The organism is Phenylobacterium sp., assembly GCF_004297125.1.
Taxonomy (GTDB): Bacteria; Pseudomonadota; Alphaproteobacteria; order Caulobacterales; family Caulobacteraceae; genus Phenylobacterium.
In genome coordinates this window covers 219,185-237,866 of record NZ_SCVD01000020.1, presented here as the reverse complement: position 1 = coordinate 237,866, position 18,682 = coordinate 219,185, and the positions used below count along the sequence as shown (strand labels likewise).

Genomic DNA, 18,682 nt, shown 5'->3' with positions numbered 1-18,682 from the left:
CGCACGGCGAATCCCGGCGGGCGGCTAAGACGGGGCCATGAAACAGTACGCCGGCGACGAGATCGTCAGGATCATGACGGAGATGCCGGCCGAGCTGGTCGAGGCCCTGCGGGCCGCCCATCGGGAGCACCGGATCACCGAGCACGAGGCGCGCTGGTGGGGTTTCCTGCAGTACGCGCGCAGCGGCGCCTACGAGGGCGAGACCTTCGTCATCCGCATCAACGGCACGAACGACGAGAGCGTGCAGAACTTCCTGCCCTATGTGCTGAGCGTGCGCGGCGCCGATCAGCGGGCGGGCCTGATGCGGCGGCCGTGGCCTGAGAGCGGGTTCGACAAGGCGGGGTAGGGGAAGGCCTTCCCCTGCGCCCGAGCCCGGCGTCTCGGCCGACCCCTTCGAGCGGGGGCCGCGCCCCCCAGGCTGTGCGAAAACCCGTGGCGAGCGGCGTCTGCCGCATCGCCGCCGCTACACGGCGTAGAGCGCGTGGATCAGCGGACAGCCTGGGTCCTGACCGGCGTCGCAGGCCCGTACCGAGCCGGCAAGGACCCGCTCCATTCGCTTGAGGTCGGCGATCCGCGCGCGCACGTCCTGCAGGTGCGAGGCCGCGAGGTCCCTCACCTCGGCGCAGGACGCCTGGCCGCTGGCGGCGAGCCCCAGCAACGCGCGAACCTCGTCCAGCGTGAAGCCCAGCTCGCGCGCTCGGCGCACGAAGCCCAGGCGGCCCACGTCTTCGCCGCCATAGCTGCGATAGCGGCCCCTTCGCGGCGGGGCCGGCATCAGGCCGATCCGCTCGTAGTAGCGAATTGTCTCGATGTTGCAGCCCGTGCGGCGCGAGAGTTCGCCGATCTGGATCGCCTGGTCGGCCATGGAGGATCGCCTTTCGATTGGGGCTTGAGTCTGTAGTCGCTACAGATGGCATCCTCGTCCGCATCGCACCAGGAGGCGACGGCATGACGGCGAGCAGCGGGCTTCGACGAGACGGACCGAGCGGCAAATCCGCCGAGACCGGCCTGAGCTGGGCGGCGGTTGCCGCGGCGGCGGGGGCGGTCTTCGCCTGGGCCGCGTGCTGCGTCCTGCCGATGTCCTTGGCGTTGGCTGGACTCGGTCTGGGTGGCCTGAGTTGGATCGCCGGTCAGCGCACCTGGATCACGCTGGCAGCGCTCGGCGTAGTCGGCATGGGCTGGGTGCTGACCTGGCGGCGGGCGCGGAAATGCCGGGTGGACAGCGCCTGCGCCGCGCCCTCGCGGCTCGCTGTCGGCCTGCTCGGCGCGGCGACCGTCCTAGTCCTCTTGGCCCTCGCCTGGCAGCCGATCATCGAACCCTGGGCCCTGGCCCTGATTCGGAGCGCGCGCTCATGAGCGAGGTGCAGGTCCACCTCCGCTCCACGCTCACCTGTCCGCACTGCGGCCACCAGGCGACGGAGACCATGCCGACCGACGCCTGCCAGTATTTCTACGACTGCCAGGGCTGCGGCGCGGTCCTCAAGCCCAAGCCGGGCGACTGCTGCGTCTACTGTTCCTATGCCGACGTGCCCTGTCCGCCGATCCAGGAAGCGCGGGCCAGCGGCGGGGCCGCCGCCTGCTGCGGCGATGGGTGAGTGCGGCGCGGCTGCCGGTGCCAAAGACTGGGCCAGCGACTGGCGCGCGTTCGTCGCGCTCTGGGCGATCCCGGGCGTGGCGATGCTCGCGGCCGTGCTGCTGGAGCCCGTGCTTCGGGCCGTGGTCTGGACGGCCATGCTCGCCTGGATGGGCGTGGCCTGCCTGCTAAACGCGCGGCGGTGCGGCCGCATCCACTGCCGCGTCACCGGACCCTACCTCCTGGCGATGGCGGGCCTGGTGGTCGCCTACGCCCTCGGCGTGGCGCCGCTTGGCCCGCACGGTTGGAGCCTCCTGGGGGGTGCAACCGTCATAGGCTTCGCGGGCCTCTGGTGGGGCAGCGAGCGTCTATGGGGCAAGTTCGGGCGGCCATAGCGGCCAGCGGCCTGAACATTCACAACCTGCCGTCGTCGAAGCCTGCCGTCGGGCGGACCGTGACCTTGCGAAATGGATATCGCGATCAAATCACAGTAGAATCAACGAGCTATGAAACTACGGCGGGGGTTCGCGTGAGCTTCTTGGAAGGAACGGATCGCACCCAGGTCAGCCTGCTGCCTCCCTGCATCGAGGACTACGTCGCTCCCGAATCCCTGGTGCGAGTTGTCGACGCGTTCGTTGGCAGTCTCGACCTCGCGGAGCTCGGCTTTGTTCGTACTGTCGCGGCGGCGACCGGCCGGCCCGGCTACCATCCTGGCGACATGCTTCGGCTGTATGTCTGGGGCTACCTCAACCAGGTTCGCTCCTCCCGGCATCTCGAGCGCGCCTGCACCCGCGACCTCGAAGCGCTGTGGCTCATGAAGCGGCTAGCGCCCGACTATCGCACCATCGCCGCCTTTCGGCATGACAGCCCCGAAGCCATCGTTGCGGCGAGCGCAGCCTTCATACAGTTCTGCCTGGATGGCGGCCTGATCACCGGTCGGATGGTGGCGCTGGACGGGACGAAGATGCGAGCCGTCGCCAGCCCCAAGAACATCGCCGGCGCCGAGCGGCTGGCTCGCGACCTTGCCCATACCGAAAAGGAGATCGCCTACTACCTGGACCGGCTCGACGCCGTGGATGAAGCCGTGACCCAAGGCTTCGACGATCAGCCAATGCACCGGCAGGCGTTCACCGACGCGATCGCCGCCCTAGGCCGGCGCAAGGACCGACTGGCGCGGCGCCAGGAAGTTTTGGCGGAACGCGACGAGAAGGTGCTCGTCTTTGGCGAGCCCGATGCCAAGCCGATGGGCTACGCGCATTCCCCCAAAATGCCCTGCTACAACATGCAAAGCGTCGTGGACGTGGATAGCGGTCTGATCGTCCACCACGATGTCGCCAACGAAGCGAACGACAGCCAGCTTCTGCACCCAATGTCGCTGGCGACGATGGAGGTGTTGCAGGTCGACCGTCTGACTGTTCTGGCAGACGGCGGCTACTCGAACGCCCAGGCGATAGCCGAGTGCGAGCGCGACAGCATCGAGGTCGCGGCACCGATCAAGCGCGGCGCCATGAACACTGACTTCTTCCGGCCGACCCAGTTCGCCTACGACGAGGCGTCGGACACCATCCGGTGTCCGGCGGGCCAGACGCTGAAACCCTCCGGAAAACACACCCGCAATCGCGCCATCCGTTATCGAACGACCGCGTGCAGGGACTGCCGCTTGAAACCGCGATGCACCGCAGGCGCTCAGCGAACGATTCATCGCCTGTTCGACCAGGCAGCGCTCGATCGCATGGAGGCGAGGATCTACGCCAATCCAAGCCTGATGGTGACGCGCCGATGCACGGTTGAGCACCCGTTCGGCACGATCAAGCGAATGTCGGGAGGTGGCCGGTTCCTTACCCGCGGCCTCAGAGCAGTAAAGGCAGAGGCGGCGCTCTCCATCCTGGCGTTCAACATCATCCACGCGGTGAACGTCTTTGGTCCGGCGCGCCTGACACCGCCGGCCTAAACGGCCGGCTCGATGCGGCGTCCGCGCCAGCGGCGAGCGCGAGTTTTGGCACAGCCTGCCCCGCAACGCCCCCGCTGAGGGAGGCGGAGGGAGGACGTCGGGAAGCGGCCCCGCCTTGGGGGCCGGTTTCGCCGAGGGCGCCGCCATGGCCCGAATCCCTTCCCGCAACGCCGAGGCGCTCGCCCGGCTCGTGACCTCCGGGCCGGACGCCCTGGACGATGCGGAGGCCCTGCAGGTCGCGGTGGGCCTCGGCGCCGCCGAGACCGCCGCGCTGTTCGCGGAGTTCGGGTCGCTGCCGGAGGTGCTGGCCGCCACTCCGGCGGCCCTGGCGCGCCGGGTCCCGGCGCAACAGGCCGCCCGCATCGCGCTCCTGAAGGACGTGGCCCGGCGTCTGCTCGCGGCGCCCCTGCGGGCGCGCCCGGCGCTGAGCGGGTGGGACGCCGTCGCGGACTACCTGCGCACGGTCCTGGCCGGGCGGGGCCGCGAACAGCTCCGGGGCCTCTTCCTCGACAGGCGCAACCGCCTGATCCGGGACGAGGTCCTGGGGGAGGGCACCGTCGACCACGTGCCGGTCTACCCCCGGGAGATCGTCCGCCGCGCGCTCGAGCTCGACGCCTCGGCCGTGGTGCTCGCCCACAACCATCCCGGCGGGCTCGGCGCGCCGAGCGCGGCCGACGTGGAGTCGACCCGGCAGGTGGTGGAGGCCGGCCGGCTCCTGCGCATCGCGGTCCACGATCACTTCCTGGTCGCCGACCAAACCGTGGTGAGCTTCCGGTCCCTGGGGCTCCTGTGAGCGGGGTCCGGACCCTGGCCGGCATCGTCCGGGCGCTCGGCGGCGACCTCTACGCCGGCGGCCGGCGCGCCAACGTCCCGGGGCCGGGCCACCAGCCCGGCGACCGCTCGGTGTCGCTGCTGCTGACCGGCGGGCGGGTGGTGGCCCATTCCTTCGCCGAGGACGACTGGCGCGACGTCCTGGCCGACCTGGCCGCCCGCGGCCTGATCGAGCCGGACGGCCGGCTTCGCGGCGGGGCGGCGGGTGGCGTGGATGGCGGCGAGCCGCCGGTGCTCTCCGTCCGCGCCCGCCTCGAGGTGGCCCGCCGCCTCTGGGACGACGCCCGGCCGCTGGGCCGGACCCTGTCGGCGCGCCACCTGGAGCGCCGCGGCGTGGCCGCGCCGCCCGGCGGGCTGCGGCATCATCCGGGCGTGGCGGCGGCGGTCTACGCCGACGCGGGCGCGCGACGGCCGGCCCTGCTGGCCGCCATCCGCGACCCGGGCGGCGAACTCGTCGGCGTCGAGGTGACCTACCTCGCGCCCGACGGCGAGCGGGCGCGGCTGGCGATCCCGCGCAAGACCGTGGGCCTCGCGCCCTCCGGCGCGGCGGTCCGGCTCTGGCCGGCCGCGCAGCGCCTGCTGGTGGGCGAGGGAGTCTTCACCTGCCTCTCCGCGGCGCACCGCTTCGGCCTGCCGGCCTGGGCGCTGCTCTCGGCGCGCAGTCTGGGCCGCTGGCGGGCGCCGGCGGGGGTGGAGGTCGTGCTGATCGCCGCCGATCGCGGCCGACCCGGCGAGGCCGCGGCGGCGGACCTGGCGCGGCGCCTCAGGGGCCAGGGTGTGCGCGCCGAGATCCGGCTGCCGCCGCGGCCTTGGCGGGACTGGAATGAGGTTCCGGCGGGCCGGGGCGGGCCGGAGGGGGAGGAAGGGCCTCGCGGGGCGGGCGCGGCGGACGGGAGGTCCGGGCCGCCGGCCCGGAGACCCCGCCCATGACCACCAGCCCTGACGACGACGGCCTTGTCCTCATCCCCGAGGCTCTGCGGCCGCAGCTCGCCGCCAACGCCGCGGAGCCGGACGGCGACCCGGTCCCGGTCCTGAAGCTGTTCAACCCGGCGGGGCCGGGAACCTGGCTCATCACCGAGCTGGATCCGGACGGGGACACGATGTTCGGGCTGTGCGACCTCGACATGGATTGCGTCGAGCTCGGCTCGGTCAGCCTGCGTGAGCTCACGTCCGTGACCCTGCCGTTCGGCCTGACCATCGAACGCGACGTCCACTTCGAGGGTCGGCTGCCGATCTCGCGGTGGGCCGACATCGCCCGCCGCTGCGGTTCGATCCGCGAGGCCGAGGCGATCGTCCGCACGGTCACGCCGGCGCCCGACGCCGCGGCCTGACCCTTTCGCCCTTCGCCGGCGGCCGCGGTCGCCGGCGGACCTGTCCGGCCGCCTGGCCGGGCGATCCGCGCCGTCCCGGCGCAAGCCGCCCTCGCCGTTGTCCCGCAGATCGCGTGGGGGGCGACGGGCGACTCACACCCCTGACCCCAGGAGCAAGACCATGAGACTGGCGTTCGCCGACCCTCGCAACCTGACCCTCTCCCCCCTGAACATGCATCACGGCCGGCCCGACCCGGACGTCTCCGACATCCTGCCGTCGGTGCGCCGGAGGGGCGTGCTGCTCACCCTGCTGGTGCTGGAGGCGACTCGCGACGGCGTGGTGGTCGAGGACCACTTCGAGATCGTCGCGGGCCGCCGGCGGTGGAAGGCCGCGCTCGCCGCCCTCGCCGAGGGGGTCGAGATCGACCCCATTCCCATCGGCATCCTCGAGCCCGGCGACGACGCCGCCGCGATCGAGGCGTCGCTGATCGAGAACCTGGGCCGGCTGCCGCCCGACGAGGTGACCTGCTGGGAGACCTTCACCCGGCTGGTGACGTCCGGGCGCACGGCCGAGCAGATCGCCGCCACCTTCGGCCTGTCCGACGTGGTGGTGAAGCGGACCCTGGCGCTGGGCGCCCTCCTGCCGCGCATCCGCAACCTCTATCGCCGCGAGGAGATCGACGTGGCGACGGTCCGCTACCTGACCCTGGCCAGCAAGGCCCAGCAGAAGGCCTGGCTGGCGCTGCTCGACGATCCCGAACAGCGTGCGCCGACGGGCGGGGCGCTCAAGGCCTGGCTGTTCGGGGGGACCTCGATCCCGACCAAGCACGCCTTGTTTTCGCTGGACGACTACCCCGGCCAGATCCGCGCCGACCTCTTCGGGGAGGACAGCTACTTCGTGGAATCCGACCTCTTCTGGCGCTGCCAGAACGAGGCGGTGGCGGCCTGGCGGGAGGCCTTGCTGGCCGACGGCTGGAGCGAGGTCGAGGTGCTTGACGTGGGCGAGCCGTTCTACAGCTGGAAGCACGCCCGAACGCCCAAGGCCAAGGGGGGCAAGGTGTTCATCACGATCGGGGTCAAGGGCGAGGTCGAGGTCCACGAGGGCTGGCTCACCGACAGGGAGGCCAAGCGGGCGCAGGCCGCGGCCGAGCGGGCCGCCCGCGGCGAGAGCCCGGAGGCGGCCGAAGCGGCCAGGCTCGCCCGGCCCGAGGTGACCCAGGCCCAGGGCGCCTACATCGACCTGCATCGCCACGCGGCCGTGCGGGTGGCGCTCACCGAGCACCCGGCCGTGGCGCTTCGCATGCTGGTGGCCCACGCGGTGGCGGGGTCGGCCCACTGGCAGGTCAAGGCCGACCCGCGCGCGCCGCACGACCCGTCGGTGGCGGTCAGCCTGGCGGCGAGCCCGGCCGAGGCGGCCTTCGCCGAACGGCGCGGCGCGGTGACCACGATGCTCGGGCTCGGCGACGACGCCGAGGGCGTGCTGGGGCGTCGGGGCCTCGGCGGCGCCGCCGGCGTCTTCGCCCGACTGCTGGGGATGCCCGACGAGGCCGTGCTGGGCGTCGCCGCCGTGGTGATGGCCGAGAGCCTGCAGGCCGGCAGCGACGAGGTCGAGGCGGCCGGGGTCTGGCTCAAGGTGGACATCGCCCGCTTCTGGGCGCCGGACGAGGCCTTCTTCGACCTGATGCGCGACCGGGAGACGGTGAACGCCATGCTGAAGGAGGTGGGGGGCAAGAAGGTCGCCGACGGCAACCTCACCGAGAAGGTGAAAACCCAGAAGGGCATCCTCCGCGACTTCGTGGAGGGGACCAACGGCCGGGCCAAGGTCGAGGCCTGGACGCCGAAGTGGCTGGGCTTCCCGGCCCAGGCCTACACGCGCCGGCCGTTCGGGCCGGCCCGCCGCGCCCGCACGGTGGCCCCCCTGCTGCGGCGGGCCGAGGCGGCGCTGGCGAGCCAGCCGGCGGCGATCGCCGCCGAATAGGCTGGCCTCGTTCGGTCACGCACGCTCCCGTCGTCCGGCGGGGGCGTGCGCTGCCGCAACCCTGCGACCCTGCGCCACAGCTTGGTTCGCGGATCCTGGTCGTGCGACTTGCCGGCAGGCTGTACCGGGTGGCGCGCGCCTTCACGACGGGACGGCATGGACGAATACCTCGCCTACTTTCTGGACCTGCGGCTTCGGGTCCGCGGCCGGCAGGACGCGCTGGCGATCGTCGATCGCTGCATCGGCCTCATCGCGCGCGCCGACGGGGCGTCGGCCGCCGAGTTGGAGCGGCTCCAGCGCGAGGTCGATGACCTTCGGGGGGAGCTGGAGGCGCGGTTCGGGCCGAAGGCGCCGATCAGTCAGCACTGACGCCACCCTGGGGTGGAGGCGAGCGCCAGGCGCGCGCGCCGAGGGCTGCCCTCGCGCCAGGCGCCGACGGCTCGGGGACCGACTAGCCGGGCGTCTTCTTCGGATCCTTCGCGCGGGGATAGGTCCGCTCTTCCTGGATCGTGTTGTCGACCTTGCGGATCCGCACCGAACCACCGCCCGGTCCCACCGCGTCGCGGAGGCCGGTCAGGGCGTCGGCCTTCGTCTCGAACACGCGCTTCGCGCGATCCGAGCCCTCCTTCTCGAGGCGCCACGTCTCGCTCTTGGCGTCCTTGTGCAGCGTGTACTTGTCCAGGGCCATCACGCTCTCCCGGCTTGTCCTCAGATTCAGGTAGGTCGCCGACGCTCCGGCTCAAGGGCGCGTTCGCCGAACCCCGTCGGTCGGCGGGGGAGGGCCGGGAGCGTGGTCGGGCGCGGTCTCCCCCGCGCCGCCGAAGCGGAGGGTCGCGACGGAGCGCCACCGGCCCGGCCCGCCGGCAAGGGTGCGCTGTCGCCGCCTTGCGGCGCCCTGGCCCGCGGGCCCGCCCGGCGGCCGGAGGTCGCGAGCTTCGGCTCGCAGCCTCAGGAGACCGCCATGCGACCGCATCCCACCTTCCTCAACACCGCCGACCTCGACGGCTTCGACGCGCGGACCGCCGCGCTGCAGGACCCGCGTCCTCATCCCACCGAGCCGCAGCTCGTGCAGCTCGGCCGCGCCCTGCTGGGCGAGGCGCTCGACATGCTGCTGGGCGGCGCGCTCGAGGACCATGTCGTCCCGATCTGCGAGACCCTGATCGGCGGCCTGCACGCCGGCGTGCAGCGGCTCGAGCGCGACGCCGACCGCGAGCGCGAACAGCTGGCTGACCGGCTGCGGACCTTCGACGGCTCCGAGGTCGCCGACGTCGACCTGCAGGAGGCCAAGGCCCGCGCGGACGCGCTCGACGTGGCCGCCGCGGCGATGGGCTTCGTCCGGGACGCGGCCGCCGAGGCCTATGCGGTGGCCACCGGCGAAGTCTGGAGCCCCTGGCGCGGATCGGTGCGCGGCGGGATCAGCGCCGCCCAGCTCGACGCCCAGGCGGCGCTCCGCGCGATCGAGGACCGCAAGCGGGCCGTGGCCCACCCGGGCGACGAAGTTGTCGCCTTCCGCGCCTCGCCGCGCAGCGACGCGCCGGAGGACGCGGGCCGCATCTTCGACGCCCTCAACTGGGCGCGGACGGAGTACCCCGGCATGAGCCTGGCCCTCACCGGCGCCAAGGGCGGCGAGCGGCTGGCCAAGCGCTGGGCCCAGCAGAAGGGCGTGCGGCTCGTCCTGGCGCGCCCCGACTTCGAGCGGTTCGGCCGCGCCGCCCCGTTCCGCGCCAACGACCAGCTCATGGCGCTGCAGCCGGTGTGCGTGCTGGTGCTGCCGGAGAGCCTGGGCCGGGCCGCCGAAGCCGGCGCGCCGCCGTTCGGGCCGGCGATGAACCTCGCCGAACAGGCCCGGCGCCGGGGCGTACGCTGCGTGCGCATCGGGCCGAAGGCGGCGCGGGCGGTCGCGACGTAGCCCGAGGGCGCGGCGGGCCGTGTCGAATCCGGCGACCGGTCCGCCATTTCCTGGCGTGCATTGTGAATATTCGCGGGCGGCGCAGACGGCGCGGGTGTTCGGGAGGAAATATCGCCCTTGTCACGTCCAAGGCCCGCCGCGCCTCCTTCCGCCTTCGCCCTTCGCAGGCCGACGGAGTCAGTGATGGCCGAAGCCCAGGCCGAACCCTTCCAAATGGCGCTCACGGCGATCCGGGATCGCCTGCTGCGCGGCGCGCTGCCGCCGGGCGCCCGCGCGACCGCCGTCGATCTCGCCGACGACCTGGGGCTGTCCACCACGCCGGTCCGCGAGGCGCTGTCGCGCCTGGCCGGCGAAGGCGTGCTCGAGGACCGTCGGGGGCAGGGCTATTTCGTGCGGCGGCTGGGCGCCGTCGACGTCGCCGACCTCTATCGGCGGAGCCTGGCGCACCTGCTGATCGCCCTGGAGCCCCGGCGGTCGAGCCGCATGCCGGCGCCGACGGCGGAGGTGTCGTCGGACCCTGAGGAGCCGCCGTTCGACCCCGTGGCAAGCGTGGAGGATCGGTATCGCCAATGGGTGGGCGCGACCGGCAGTCGGTTGCTGATCGGGGCTTTCCGCGTCGTGCAGATCCAGCTCGGGCCGGTCCGGCGGATCGAGGCGCAGGTGCTGCACGACCTCGAGCCGGAAGCGCGGCTGCTGCTCCAGAACGACGTCTCGCGCGGCGAACGGCTGGCGGCCCTGCGCCAGTTCCACGCGGTGCGGATCCGCGAGTCCGACCGGCTCGCGGCGGCGCTGGAGGCAGCGACGCGGGGCTCCGGAAAATAGTGCGAATATAGATTGAATATACACATCCCAGGTTGTGGACTGAGGTTGTCGCAATCCTGCGGCAACACTGGGAGGTTGATATGACGAACCTGCTCGATCCTCGGAACTTCCAACTCCTGCCGCTCGGCGGCGCCAAGGCGTCCACCCACGGCCAGGAGAACAAGCCGGAGCCCGAGGACGAAGAGACGAGCTTCCAGCCGCTGTGAGCCCGTCGGCGCCGGGTCCTTCGGGGCCCGGCGCCCGCTCGCCATGGACGCCCGCAGCCCATCTCATCCGACCGCGCACCTCGCCCTGGTGGGGGACGACGTCGTGCTCCTCGACGTCACAAAGGACGCCTACTTCTGCCTGCCCGGCGCCGCCGGCGCCTGGCGCGCGCTGCAGAACGGCGAGGCATCGCGCGACGCCCGCCAGCTCGCCGACGTGCTGGCCGCCGCGGGCTACCGGCGGCGCGATGCTCCGCGCGAAACGCGCCGCGCGAGGCCCTTGCGCGACCTGCGCGACGCCCCCTGGCCCGAGGTCCGCGTCGCAGACGTCTGGCGCTTGGGCCGCGCCTGGGTCGATTACCTCCGCCACTACCGCCGACGCTCGTTCGAGCATCTCCTGCGATACGCTACGGTCGATCGACCGGCCGCCCGCGGCCCCGAGGTGTTCCGTGCCGCTCGCATCTTCGAGTGGCTGGTCGTGTGGCTGCCCGTTTCCGGCAAGTGCCTCGTGCGCAGCTTCCTGCTGATGCGCTTCCTGCACCACTCGGGACTCGCCGCCGATTGGGTCTTCGGCGTCGCCGTGTGGCCCTTCAAGGCGCACTGCTGGATAGAGGCCGACGGCGTCGCCTTGGACGACGCGCCCGAGCGCCTCGCCACCTACACCCCGATTCTGGCGACCTGATCCGGATGCAGCGCTACCTCGCCTTTGGTTGGCCGCCCGCGTCGGAGGGCGGGACCGCCTGCGCCGCGAGCTGGTCGGCGCAACTTGCCGCCCGCCCCGCGTGGCGGCCGGCGCTTCGCCGGGAGGGGCTCGAAGTCTGGACGATCGAAGGCCGCGGCCCCGCGCTGCACCACCTCGGCGACAGCGCGGTGGTGCTGGGCCACGTCCTGGAGAGTCGCGGAGGCGGTCGGGCTTGTCCGCCGGCGCTGCCCGGCGATCCGACCCTCGCCGCGCGCCGCCTGCGGGATGACGCCTGGGGCGCCTACGTCGCGCTGTTCACCGACCCGAACGATGGCCTTGTGGCCGCCTTCCGCGAGCCGTCCGGGGGCCTCGATGCGATCACCTGGCGACGCGGCGACCTCGTCGCCGTCGCGGACGACACGACCCACCTTCCGCCCGGCTTCGCGCCGGCGGAGGCGGGTCTCGACTGGGACGCGATCACCGCCGTCGTCGCCGACGCCTACGCCACCGGGCACCTCTCGCCATTGGCGGGTTACGCCGCGCTTGCGCCGGGCGTGCTCCGCGAGTTCGCGGGGCCCGCGGACCGGGACGTCGCGATCTGGCGGCCGTCCGATGTCGCCCGACGCGGGACGGCGCTGTCGGCCGAGGCCTTGCGCGACGTCGTCGTGCGGGCGGTCGAGGGCCTGGCCCGACCGCACGCGCGCATCCTCGTGGACGCATCCGGCGGCCTCGACTCCTCGATCGTCTGCGCGGGCTTGGCCCTCTGCGGCGCCGGGGATCGGGTCGCGGCGGCGGTCAACTACCACGTGGCGGATGCGGCGGGCGACGAGCGCCAGTGGGCCGGCGCGGTCTGTACGCAACTCGGCCTTCCGCTCGTCACCGTCGACCGTGAGGCGCCGCCGCTCGTCGAGGCGGACTTCGCCGAACTGGCCCGTCATGTCGGGCCGGCGCTGTCGGGCCTCGACACGCCGCGCGACCGCGATGCGGCGGCCCGCGCCCAGGCGCTCGGCGCGACGGCCATCTTCGGCGGACAAGGCGGCGACGCCGTCTTCTTCCAGCTCCCGACGGCGCAGGTGATCGCCGACCTCTTCAGGAGCCAGGGCGCGCGCGCGTGGCGCCATCCGCTGATCACGGCCTGGCCCCGATGGCTCCGCCGCTCGGTGTGGTCGGTGCTGTGGGAGGCGTCGCATGGAACGCCGCCCGGGCCGGACGGCGGGTGGTCGACCCTGCTGGGGCCACGCGTCCGCGCCGGTCCCGCCGTCGCGCGGCATCCCTGGCTTCGGGATCTCGACGACCTTCCGCCCGCCAAGCAGCTGCAGATCCGGGCGGCTGTCGGCACGGGCCACCATCACTGGGGCCGGTCGCGCCGCAGCCGCGCCGCCGACATCGTCCAGCCCCTGCTGTCGCAGCCGGTGCTCGAGGCCTGTCTCGCGACGCCGACCTGGACCCATGTCGAGGGCGGCCGCGACCGCGCCCTGGCGCGCGCCGCGTTCGCCAAGACGCTCCCGGCCTCGGTGCTCGACCGCCGCTCGAAGGGGGCGCTTGGCAGCCACTACGCGCGCCGCGCCGCCGCCAGCCTCGACTTTCTGCGCCCGCACCTCCTGGACGGGGCGCTGTGCGACGCCGGCGTCCTCGACCGCGCGGCGGTGGAGGCGGCGCTTCGGCCGGAGGCGTTGATCTGGACGGCGGCCGGGGCGCGCCTCACGCGGGCCGCGCTCATCGAGTCCTGGGTCCGCTACTGGCAGACGCAGGTTCCCGACGCGCCGCGGGGCGCGCGGCGGTGAGCTGCGATCCTGTCGGTCCGAGATAGCGGTCGAACCAGGTGTTGAAGCGCTCCCATTGGTCACGGCTGGCCCAGGGTGCGTCCTGCACGTGACCCTGGCCCCAGTAGCGCACGAGGACCGCGGGATTGCCGCTGCGCTTGAGCGCCGCATAGAAGCGCTCCGCCTGGACCAGCCCCGTCGCGCCCATCTCGAGATCGCCCACCGTGAGCATGAGCGGCGAACGGATATGGGGTGCGGCGTAGAAGGGGCTCGCGCGCCGGTAGGGCTCCGGGGCTGCAAACGGCGGCGCCCGCAGCGCGATCTGGCCGGCCTCGACCAACCCCACCGTGGACTCCCGGAACGCGTGGCTCTCCTCGTCCTGCATCCATTCCCAGGGGCCGCGCAGCGCCCACGCGGCCGCAAAGTCGTAGTCGCCGCTCATGGCGACGCCGGCCGCGAACCGATCCGAGCGCCGCGACAGCACCGCCGCGGCCGAGAAGCCGCCGAAGCTGTGGCCGATGACGCCCACGCGCCCCGGGTCGATCCAGCCGGCGGCGGCGGCGCGGTCGACCGCTGCGACCGCGGCTTCGGATAGAGCGTCCGCGACGTCCGCGTCCGCCGCGGCCGGCGCCGGGGTGCTGGGATAGATGACGGCGTAGCCGCGCGCGGCCCAGAGTTGCGCCGAGAACACCGGCGGCCCGGCGTAGGCGGCCTCGGCTTCGCGCGGCGGCTTGGCCGTCTGGATCCGGCCGCCGTAGATCCACAACAGGGCCGGCGGGGGCCGGGCGGTTGGGTGCAGGGGGTGCACGATCCAGCCCGCCAGGTCGCGATCGCCCATGCGGTAGGTGAACCGTTGCACCGACGCGACCGGTCGGTCTCGCCACGCCGAGTTGAAGGTGGTCAGCGGCGTCGTGCGACCGGACAGGCGCAGCGCGGTCGTCCAGCCGGTGCGCTCCGCCAAGACCGCCCGGTCGAGCGTCGGGCTGAGCGCTGTGGGCGCGTCGGCCTCCAGCACGACACCTTCCGCGCGCGTGTCCAGCACCAGGGTCCGCAGGCCCTCGTCGCCGCGGACCTGCACGGCGACGCGGTCGCCGCGACGGGCCCAGGTTGACGCGAGGCCCATGCTGGGCCGCGCCTCCACGAGCCCGGTCACCGCCAGGCCAGCCGGCGAGACCGGGCGTGCGGGCAGTCCGGGCGCCGCCGCCCACAGCCGTCCGTCCGCCACGAACAGCGCGGCGTCCGGGCCGCCGGCCAAGGCCGCGAGGCCGGAGGCCGCGGCCTCGCTGAGGGCGACGACGGCGCCGTCTGACCAGGCGAACAGCCGGGCGGGCGGCGCGGCGCCGTATTCCGCGGATGCGGCGGCAGGTGGGCCACGGTCGTCCGCGCGGACTCCAAGGAACGCCGGCGAGCGCCCGATCCAGCCGCCAGCTCGAAAGCGGCTGTAGGCGCCCGCCGGCGCGCGGGCCAGGGTCAGGCCCGCGGGGAGGGCGATGTCGGTCGGCCGGCCGGTCGCCGCCTCCACCGCCACGAGGCCGTCGCGACGCCCCCCGACCGGGCGCGCGGCGGCCAACACCTGCGAGCTGTCCGCCGACCAGGCGAAGCTCGCGTAATCCACGTCGTAGGCGTCCAGCCGGTGCGCGAGGCGCAGGCCCCGGGGCCCCGCCTCGAACAGCTGTAGCTCGCTGCGGCGCCCGGTGCGGGTGCTGAGCGCGTCGGGATCGTCGGCGCCGTAGCGGGCGACCGCCAGATGGCGGCCGTCGGGAGACGGCGTCACCGTATGGTAGGCGCCTTCGGCCAGGAGCTGCGCTCTCCCGGATGCCGGATCCGCCAGCATCAGCCCGCCGCCCTCCGGCGCCGTCGATGCCGCGACGCCCGGATTGCTGGAATGCACGGTCACCTGGGGCGCGGCGCCGGACCATGCCGCCCGCCAGCGCGCCAACTGGCGGACGGCGGCCACCTCGGCCGCGCCGCCGAGGGTCGGCGATCCCGGCGGGGCGGCGGGGAAGGCCAGGCGCTCGCCGACCCAGCGGACACACTGCACGGTGGGGCTGGCGGCGAAGCGGATCAGGCGATCGCGGCGAAGGTCGAAGACGGCGAGCGCCTTTCGGCCGCCGTCCAGCACGAAGCCCGCCACATAGCGCCCGGAGGGCGACCACGGTTCGCAGGGCGAGGGCAGGAAGGCGGCGTCCCGCCCGCCGATCGGGCGCGGGGCGCCGTCCGCCAGCCGCCACACGGTGGCCTGGGTCCCGGTCAGCTTCCACGGTGCGCCCCCCGTGGGTCGGTCGTTGCGTTCGACGCTGACGAGCACGGCGTCGCCTGACGGCGAGAACCACGCGCCGCGGACGGCGCGCTGCTCCGATAGCACCTCCTCGAAGGTCATCGGCGCGGGCGGCGATGGGGTCGCCGCCCGCGCACCGGGCGCGACCGCCACAACGGCGGCCGCCACCCGGACGACGGCTCGCCTCACCAGCGCTTGCTGATCTGCAGCGAGACGAAGCGGCCGACGACGTCGCCATTGGTCGCGTCGAATCCGAACCCCGTCGGGTTGTCGTAGAAGGGCGGCGCGCGGTCGAAGAGGTTGCGGACGTTCAGCACCGCGCTGACGCCGGACCAGCGGGAGGTGTCGGGCGCCGTGACCCGGACCGACAGGTCGACCGTGTCCTGGGCGCGTACGGTTTCGCCCAGAGCATCCTCGAACCCGCTCGTATGGTTGAGGGCGGCCCCGAGCGAGACCATGCCCCGCGTCCAGTCGGCGGTGAGCCGGCCGCGAAACCGGGCCGGGTTGCCCACGTCGCCGACGAACTCCCGGAAGGACGCCGCCGGGGTCACCGCGCGCTGGAAATCGAGCATCCAGGCGCCGTTTGCCGCCACGGTCAGGCGCCCGCCGACGGCGTCGCGGGCGTAGGACGCCTGGGCGTCGACGCCGCGCACCGTCAGCCCCGCGGTGTTCACATAGCGCTGATCGAGGATCGCCCCGTAGTCGGTGGGCGCGAACACGCCGAGCTGGGGATTGAACAGCGGGCTCGAGAGCAGTTCGGCCAGGGCCGCGAAGTCGGCCGGATTGGTGGCGGCCGAGGTCAGGCGCACGAACGGCGCATAGGCCGGGTCGGTCAGGATCGTGCCGCGTGGGGCGCTCACCAGGGGGCGGTCGATCCGGTCCTTGAACTTGGTCTCGTACGCCGTGACGGCGAGCCGCGCGCCCGGCAGCGCGCCGGGCGCCAGGTCGAACCCGATGGTCCAGGACTTCGCGGTCTCTGGACCGAGGTCCGGGTTGCCGCCCAATTTCGAGATGTTGCGGATGCGCTCCGTGCCTCGCGTGACCGTGTTCGTGGCGAAGCTCTGTGGGTTGTAGAGCTCGAACAGCGCCGGCGCCCGGTAGGACTCGCCGTAGGTGGCGCGCACGAGCAGCCCGGTCATCGGCGTCCACTGCAGGCCGAAGCGGGGGTTCACCGTCGTCCCGAAGTCGCTGTAGCGCTCGGCCCGCACCGCCGCCGAGACCTCGAGCCGCTGCAACAGCGGGCGGCTCGCGTCGTCCCCGATCAGGGGCGCCTGCACTTCCGCGAATGCGGAAGTGACGGTGCGGTCCTCGGTGAACGGACGGGTGGCCGCCGGCGCCGGGCCCGACGCGTAGCTGGAGCCGCGGGAGCGGAACGTCTCGCGCCGCGCCTGGAGGCCCAGCGCCGCGCGAACCGGTCCGGACGGCAGCCGGAAGAGCGTGCCGTCGGCCTGCAGGTTCGCCGAGCCCACCTGGCTGCGGTAGCGGGACTTGCTGACCGCGGAGGTGATCGCCGCGACGGTGGTGGACGAGTTGCCCGCGGCGATCGAGGCGTAGGGGTTGAAGAAGCCGTCGCGCGCCGCCGAATAGGCCGTCGCCGGATTGTCCGCCGCATTCCCCAGGGCCTCGGCGAGGATGCCGGAGTGGAGGCCGCCGGTCTGGGTGGTCTCGATGATCTCCTGGGCGCCGGCGACATAGCCTTCGACCCGCCAGTCGCCCCAGGCCTTGGCTTCGCCGCCGAGCGACCCCGACCAGCTCTCGACGCTGGCTTCGGAAAGCGGGTTCGGCGCGAGGCCGCCGAACGAATACTGGATCTGGTTGGTGGCCGCGCCGTTGGGCGAGACGAAGAACGGGTTGTTGCGTCCGACCGTCAGGGTCGAGGTCGCCGGCGGGGTCCGCGTGCGTGCCCGGCGGAAGCCGTAGCGAACGTCGCCCGACACGGTGATCGTGTCGGACACGTCCTGCGCCCATGACAGGTAGGCGCTGTGGCGGCGTTGATCCGGGAGGACGTCCAGCCCCTGGTTCTGGTTGAACCGGTTGACGACGCCCGCCTGGAAATCGCTGGGCCGGAGCCCGACCCCGGACGAGTTCGCGGGGATGGCCCAGAACGGCACGATGGCGGCCGTCACGGGGTCGGTGCGCACCACGTTGCCCGGGTAGCTGAAGCTGTCCCGATGATCCGTGCCGCCGAGGGGGCGGAGGTCGGCGCTCGCCGTGAACCGGCGCTGGCTCGCCGTCAGGGCTTCCCGGCGATAGCCCTCGTAGGCGAAGAGCACGCGGCCGCTGGCCCAGGTGCTGCCGAACGCGCCGGCGAAGACCCCTTCCCGCGGGCCGTGGTCGCCGGTTCCCGCGCGCAGGCGGATCTCGCCGCCGTCCAGAGTCTCTCGCAGCACGACGTTGACGACGCCGCCCACCGCATCGGAGCCATAGAGCGCCGAAGCGCCGTCCAAGAGCACCTCCACCCGGTCGACGACGATCGCCGGAATGGCGGACAGGTCCGCGAAGTCGCCGCGATTGCCGGAGCCGGCCAGGCGACGGCCGTTGACGAGCACCAGGGTCGCGTCGCTGCCGAGGCCGCGCAGGTTGATGCCGGTGGCGTAGCCCGAGTTGGTCGAAAGCGGGTCGGCGCGGACCACCGCCGTCGCGTCGGTGCTCTCGCCGCCGAAGTTCTGCGGCAGCGCCTGCAGCGCACCCGAGACGGTCGCATAGCCGGAGCGTTCGAGCGCCACCTGGTCGACCACCAGCACGGGTGCGGCCGGGCTGCCGCCGCGGATGTGCGTGCCGGTGACACGCACTTCGGCCACCATGTGCGGCCCGGCAGGCAGGGAAGCGCCGTTCGCGGTGGCGATCGGCTCAGCGCCGCCCGCCGACGCCACTTCGAAAGGGCGAGGCTCGGAGGTCCCGTTGGCGGCAGGCGCGGCGGCCGCCCGGGTTCGCCGCAGCTTCAGGACGACGACGCGAGGGCCGGTGCGCCGGGCGTCGATGGTTCCGGCGGCGAACAGGCGGCGAAGGGCGTCCTCGGTCGTGTACCGACCGCTCAGCGCCGGAGCGGGCCGGCCCGCGACGAGCTCGAGCGGAAAGACCAGCTGGTCGCCGGTCTGGGCGGAGAGGGCGGCCAGCGACTGTTCCAGCGTGCCGGCCGGGAGGTTGATGGGCTTCTCGCCCGCCGCCAGGGCGGGCGCAGCTGCCGCGACGAGGACGCTCGTCGCCAGAGATCCCAAGAGTACGCGGCGCAGACTCTGACCCAACGCAACCCGTCGCATGCAAGTTTCCCCCGCGGGTCGCGGTCGGGCCGGTCCCATCGACCGTGCCTTCTGACGTCGCGATCCGTCAGGCGCGGCAGACGCAAACGGGGCCGCGATACCCTACGGGGCGGCGAAAAAAA

19 protein-coding genes are annotated in these 18,682 nt (G+C 73.3%); 15 read left to right on the top strand and 4 right to left on the bottom strand.

Annotation, left to right across the window (positions count from 1 at the left end; all coding sequences use genetic code 11):
- Positions 1 to 37: 37 nt before the first annotated feature.
- On the top strand, positions 38 to 346 hold the full coding sequence (locus EPO51_RS12015; RefSeq protein WP_293350653.1) for a hypothetical protein: 309 nt from the start codon (positions 38 to 40) through the stop codon (positions 344 to 346).
- Positions 347 to 463: 117 nt separating this feature from the next.
- Here EPO51_RS12015 and EPO51_RS12010 read toward each other — a convergent pair whose 3' ends face one another.
- A complete protein-coding gene (locus tag EPO51_RS12010; RefSeq protein WP_293350650.1) occupies positions 464 to 865 on the bottom strand; it encodes a MerR family transcriptional regulator in 402 nt (133 codons plus the stop codon).
- An 83-nt stretch (positions 866 to 948) separates the two neighbouring features.
- On the opposite strand from EPO51_RS12010, the gene EPO51_RS12005 reads away from it, so the two are divergent.
- From EPO51_RS12005 to EPO51_RS11965, 9 genes are all read left to right on the top strand, one after another.
- Positions 949 to 1,356, top strand: a complete 408-nt coding sequence (locus tag EPO51_RS12005) for an MFS transporter permease (RefSeq protein WP_293350647.1) — start codon at positions 949 to 951, stop codon at positions 1,354 to 1,356.
- Positions 1,353 to 1,595: a GDCCVxC domain-containing (seleno)protein gene (locus EPO51_RS12000; protein ID WP_293350644.1), complete on the top strand. Its 243-nt coding sequence runs from the start codon at positions 1,353 to 1,355 to the stop codon at positions 1,593 to 1,595. Before EPO51_RS12005 ends, EPO51_RS12000 begins: the two co-directional genes overlap by 4 nt.
- 76 nt (positions 1,596 to 1,671) lie before the next feature.
- Positions 1,672 to 1,968 (top strand): hypothetical protein, encoded by a 297-nt coding sequence (locus EPO51_RS11995; RefSeq protein WP_293350641.1) that lies wholly within the window; start codon positions 1,672 to 1,674, stop codon positions 1,966 to 1,968.
- A gap of 134 nt (positions 1,969 to 2,102) precedes the next feature.
- The gene (locus tag EPO51_RS11990; protein WP_293350638.1) at positions 2,103 to 3,524 is read left to right on the top strand and encodes an IS1182 family transposase; all 1,422 of its coding nucleotides are present in this window, start codon (positions 2,103 to 2,105) and stop codon (positions 3,522 to 3,524) included.
- A gap of 145 nt (positions 3,525 to 3,669) precedes the next feature.
- A complete protein-coding gene (locus EPO51_RS11985) occupies positions 3,670 to 4,317 on the top strand; it encodes a JAB domain-containing protein (RefSeq protein ID WP_293350635.1) in 648 nt (215 codons plus the stop codon).
- A complete protein-coding gene (locus EPO51_RS11980) occupies positions 4,314 to 5,285 on the top strand; it encodes a DUF7146 domain-containing protein (protein WP_293350632.1) in 972 nt (323 codons plus the stop codon). The genes EPO51_RS11985 and EPO51_RS11980 overlap by 4 nt, the downstream gene beginning before the upstream one ends.
- Positions 5,282 to 5,686 (top strand): DUF2958 domain-containing protein, encoded by a 405-nt coding sequence (locus EPO51_RS11975; protein WP_293350629.1) that lies wholly within the window; start codon positions 5,282 to 5,284, stop codon positions 5,684 to 5,686. The genes EPO51_RS11980 and EPO51_RS11975 overlap by 4 nt, the downstream gene beginning before the upstream one ends.
- 160 nt (positions 5,687 to 5,846) lie before the next feature.
- Entirely contained in the window at positions 5,847 to 7,643 is a 1,797-nt protein-coding gene (locus EPO51_RS11970) for a ParB/RepB/Spo0J family partition protein (RefSeq protein WP_293350627.1), read from the top strand.
- A 156-nt stretch (positions 7,644 to 7,799) separates the two neighbouring features.
- Positions 7,800 to 8,012, top strand: coding sequence for a hypothetical protein (locus EPO51_RS11965; RefSeq protein ID WP_293350625.1), 213 nt, complete (start codon positions 7,800 to 7,802; stop codon positions 8,010 to 8,012).
- Between the two features lie 82 nt (positions 8,013 to 8,094).
- On the opposite strand, the gene EPO51_RS11960 is transcribed toward EPO51_RS11965, so the two are convergent.
- Positions 8,095 to 8,331 carry a DUF2188 domain-containing protein gene (locus EPO51_RS11960; RefSeq protein ID WP_293350622.1) on the bottom strand — a complete coding sequence of 79 codons (237 nt, stop codon included), beginning with the start codon at positions 8,329 to 8,331 and terminating at the stop codon, positions 8,095 to 8,097.
- A 273-nt stretch (positions 8,332 to 8,604) separates the two neighbouring features.
- On the opposite strand from EPO51_RS11960, the gene EPO51_RS11955 reads away from it, so the two are divergent.
- The 5 genes from EPO51_RS11955 (at position 8,605) to EPO51_RS11935 (ending at position 13,043) form a co-directional block, all read left to right on the top strand.
- Positions 8,605 to 9,552, top strand: coding sequence for a DUF2493 domain-containing protein (locus EPO51_RS11955; protein WP_293350619.1), 948 nt, complete (start codon positions 8,605 to 8,607; stop codon positions 9,550 to 9,552).
- Between the two features lie 183 nt (positions 9,553 to 9,735).
- Positions 9,736 to 10,374 carry a GntR family transcriptional regulator gene (locus EPO51_RS11950; RefSeq protein ID WP_293350616.1) on the top strand — a complete coding sequence of 213 codons (639 nt, stop codon included), beginning with the start codon at positions 9,736 to 9,738 and terminating at the stop codon, positions 10,372 to 10,374.
- 80 nt (positions 10,375 to 10,454) lie between these two features.
- A complete protein-coding gene (locus EPO51_RS11945; RefSeq protein WP_293350613.1) occupies positions 10,455 to 10,580 on the top strand; it encodes a hypothetical protein in 126 nt (41 codons plus the stop codon).
- Positions 10,581 to 10,623: 43 nt separating this feature from the next.
- Entirely contained in the window at positions 10,624 to 11,259 is a 636-nt protein-coding gene (locus tag EPO51_RS11940) for a lasso peptide biosynthesis B2 protein (protein ID WP_293350610.1), read from the top strand.
- A gap of 5 nt (positions 11,260 to 11,264) precedes the next feature.
- Positions 11,265 to 13,043 carry an asparagine synthase-related protein gene (locus EPO51_RS11935; protein ID WP_293350607.1) on the top strand — a complete coding sequence of 593 codons (1,779 nt, stop codon included), beginning with the start codon at positions 11,265 to 11,267 and terminating at the stop codon, positions 13,041 to 13,043.
- Here the strand turns inward: EPO51_RS11935 and EPO51_RS11930 are convergent.
- Together EPO51_RS11930 and EPO51_RS11925 are read right to left on the bottom strand one after the other, a co-directional pair.
- Positions 12,976 to 15,489 (bottom strand): S9 family peptidase, encoded by a 2,514-nt coding sequence (locus EPO51_RS11930; protein ID WP_293350604.1) that lies wholly within the window; start codon positions 15,487 to 15,489, stop codon positions 12,976 to 12,978. The two genes, EPO51_RS11935 and EPO51_RS11930, sit on opposite strands and share 68 nt — an antisense overlap.
- Positions 15,486 to 18,560: a TonB-dependent receptor gene (locus EPO51_RS11925; protein ID WP_293350601.1), complete on the bottom strand. Its 3,075-nt coding sequence runs from the start codon at positions 18,558 to 18,560 to the stop codon at positions 15,486 to 15,488. The genes EPO51_RS11930 and EPO51_RS11925 overlap by 4 nt, the downstream gene beginning before the upstream one ends.
- Positions 18,561 to 18,682: the final 122 nt, after the last annotated feature.

What these genes read in the sequence shown, in the direction of transcription:
- EPO51_RS12015 (WP_293350653.1), top strand. Translation starts at nt 38, where the DNA reads ATGAAACAGTACGCCGGCGACGAGATCGTCAGGATCATGACGGAGATG.
- EPO51_RS12010 (WP_293350650.1), bottom strand. Translation starts at nt 865, where the DNA reads ATGGCCGACCAGGCGATCCAGATCGGCGAACTCTCGCGCCGCACGGGC.
- EPO51_RS12005 (WP_293350647.1), top strand. Translation starts at nt 949, where the DNA reads ATGACGGCGAGCAGCGGGCTTCGACGAGACGGACCGAGCGGCAAATCC.
- EPO51_RS12000 (WP_293350644.1), top strand. Translation starts at nt 1,353, where the DNA reads ATGAGCGAGGTGCAGGTCCACCTCCGCTCCACGCTCACCTGTCCGCAC.
- EPO51_RS11985 (WP_293350635.1), top strand. Translation starts at nt 3,670, where the DNA reads ATGGCCCGAATCCCTTCCCGCAACGCCGAGGCGCTCGCCCGGCTCGTG.
- EPO51_RS11975 (WP_293350629.1), top strand. Translation starts at nt 5,282, where the DNA reads ATGACCACCAGCCCTGACGACGACGGCCTTGTCCTCATCCCCGAGGCT.
- EPO51_RS11970 (WP_293350627.1), top strand. Translation starts at nt 5,847, where the DNA reads ATGAGACTGGCGTTCGCCGACCCTCGCAACCTGACCCTCTCCCCCCTG.
- EPO51_RS11965 (WP_293350625.1), top strand. Translation starts at nt 7,800, where the DNA reads ATGGACGAATACCTCGCCTACTTTCTGGACCTGCGGCTTCGGGTCCGC.
- EPO51_RS11960 (WP_293350622.1), bottom strand. Translation starts at nt 8,331, where the DNA reads ATGGCCCTGGACAAGTACACGCTGCACAAGGACGCCAAGAGCGAGACG.
- EPO51_RS11955 (WP_293350619.1), top strand. Translation starts at nt 8,605, where the DNA reads ATGCGACCGCATCCCACCTTCCTCAACACCGCCGACCTCGACGGCTTC.
- EPO51_RS11950 (WP_293350616.1), top strand. Translation starts at nt 9,736, where the DNA reads ATGGCCGAAGCCCAGGCCGAACCCTTCCAAATGGCGCTCACGGCGATC.
- EPO51_RS11945 (WP_293350613.1), top strand. Translation starts at nt 10,455, where the DNA reads ATGACGAACCTGCTCGATCCTCGGAACTTCCAACTCCTGCCGCTCGGC.
- EPO51_RS11940 (WP_293350610.1), top strand. Translation starts at nt 10,624, where the DNA reads ATGGACGCCCGCAGCCCATCTCATCCGACCGCGCACCTCGCCCTGGTG.
- EPO51_RS11935 (WP_293350607.1), top strand. Translation starts at nt 11,265, where the DNA reads ATGCAGCGCTACCTCGCCTTTGGTTGGCCGCCCGCGTCGGAGGGCGGG.
- EPO51_RS11925 (WP_293350601.1), bottom strand. Translation starts at nt 18,560, where the DNA reads ATGCGACGGGTTGCGTTGGGTCAGAGTCTGCGCCGCGTACTCTTGGGA.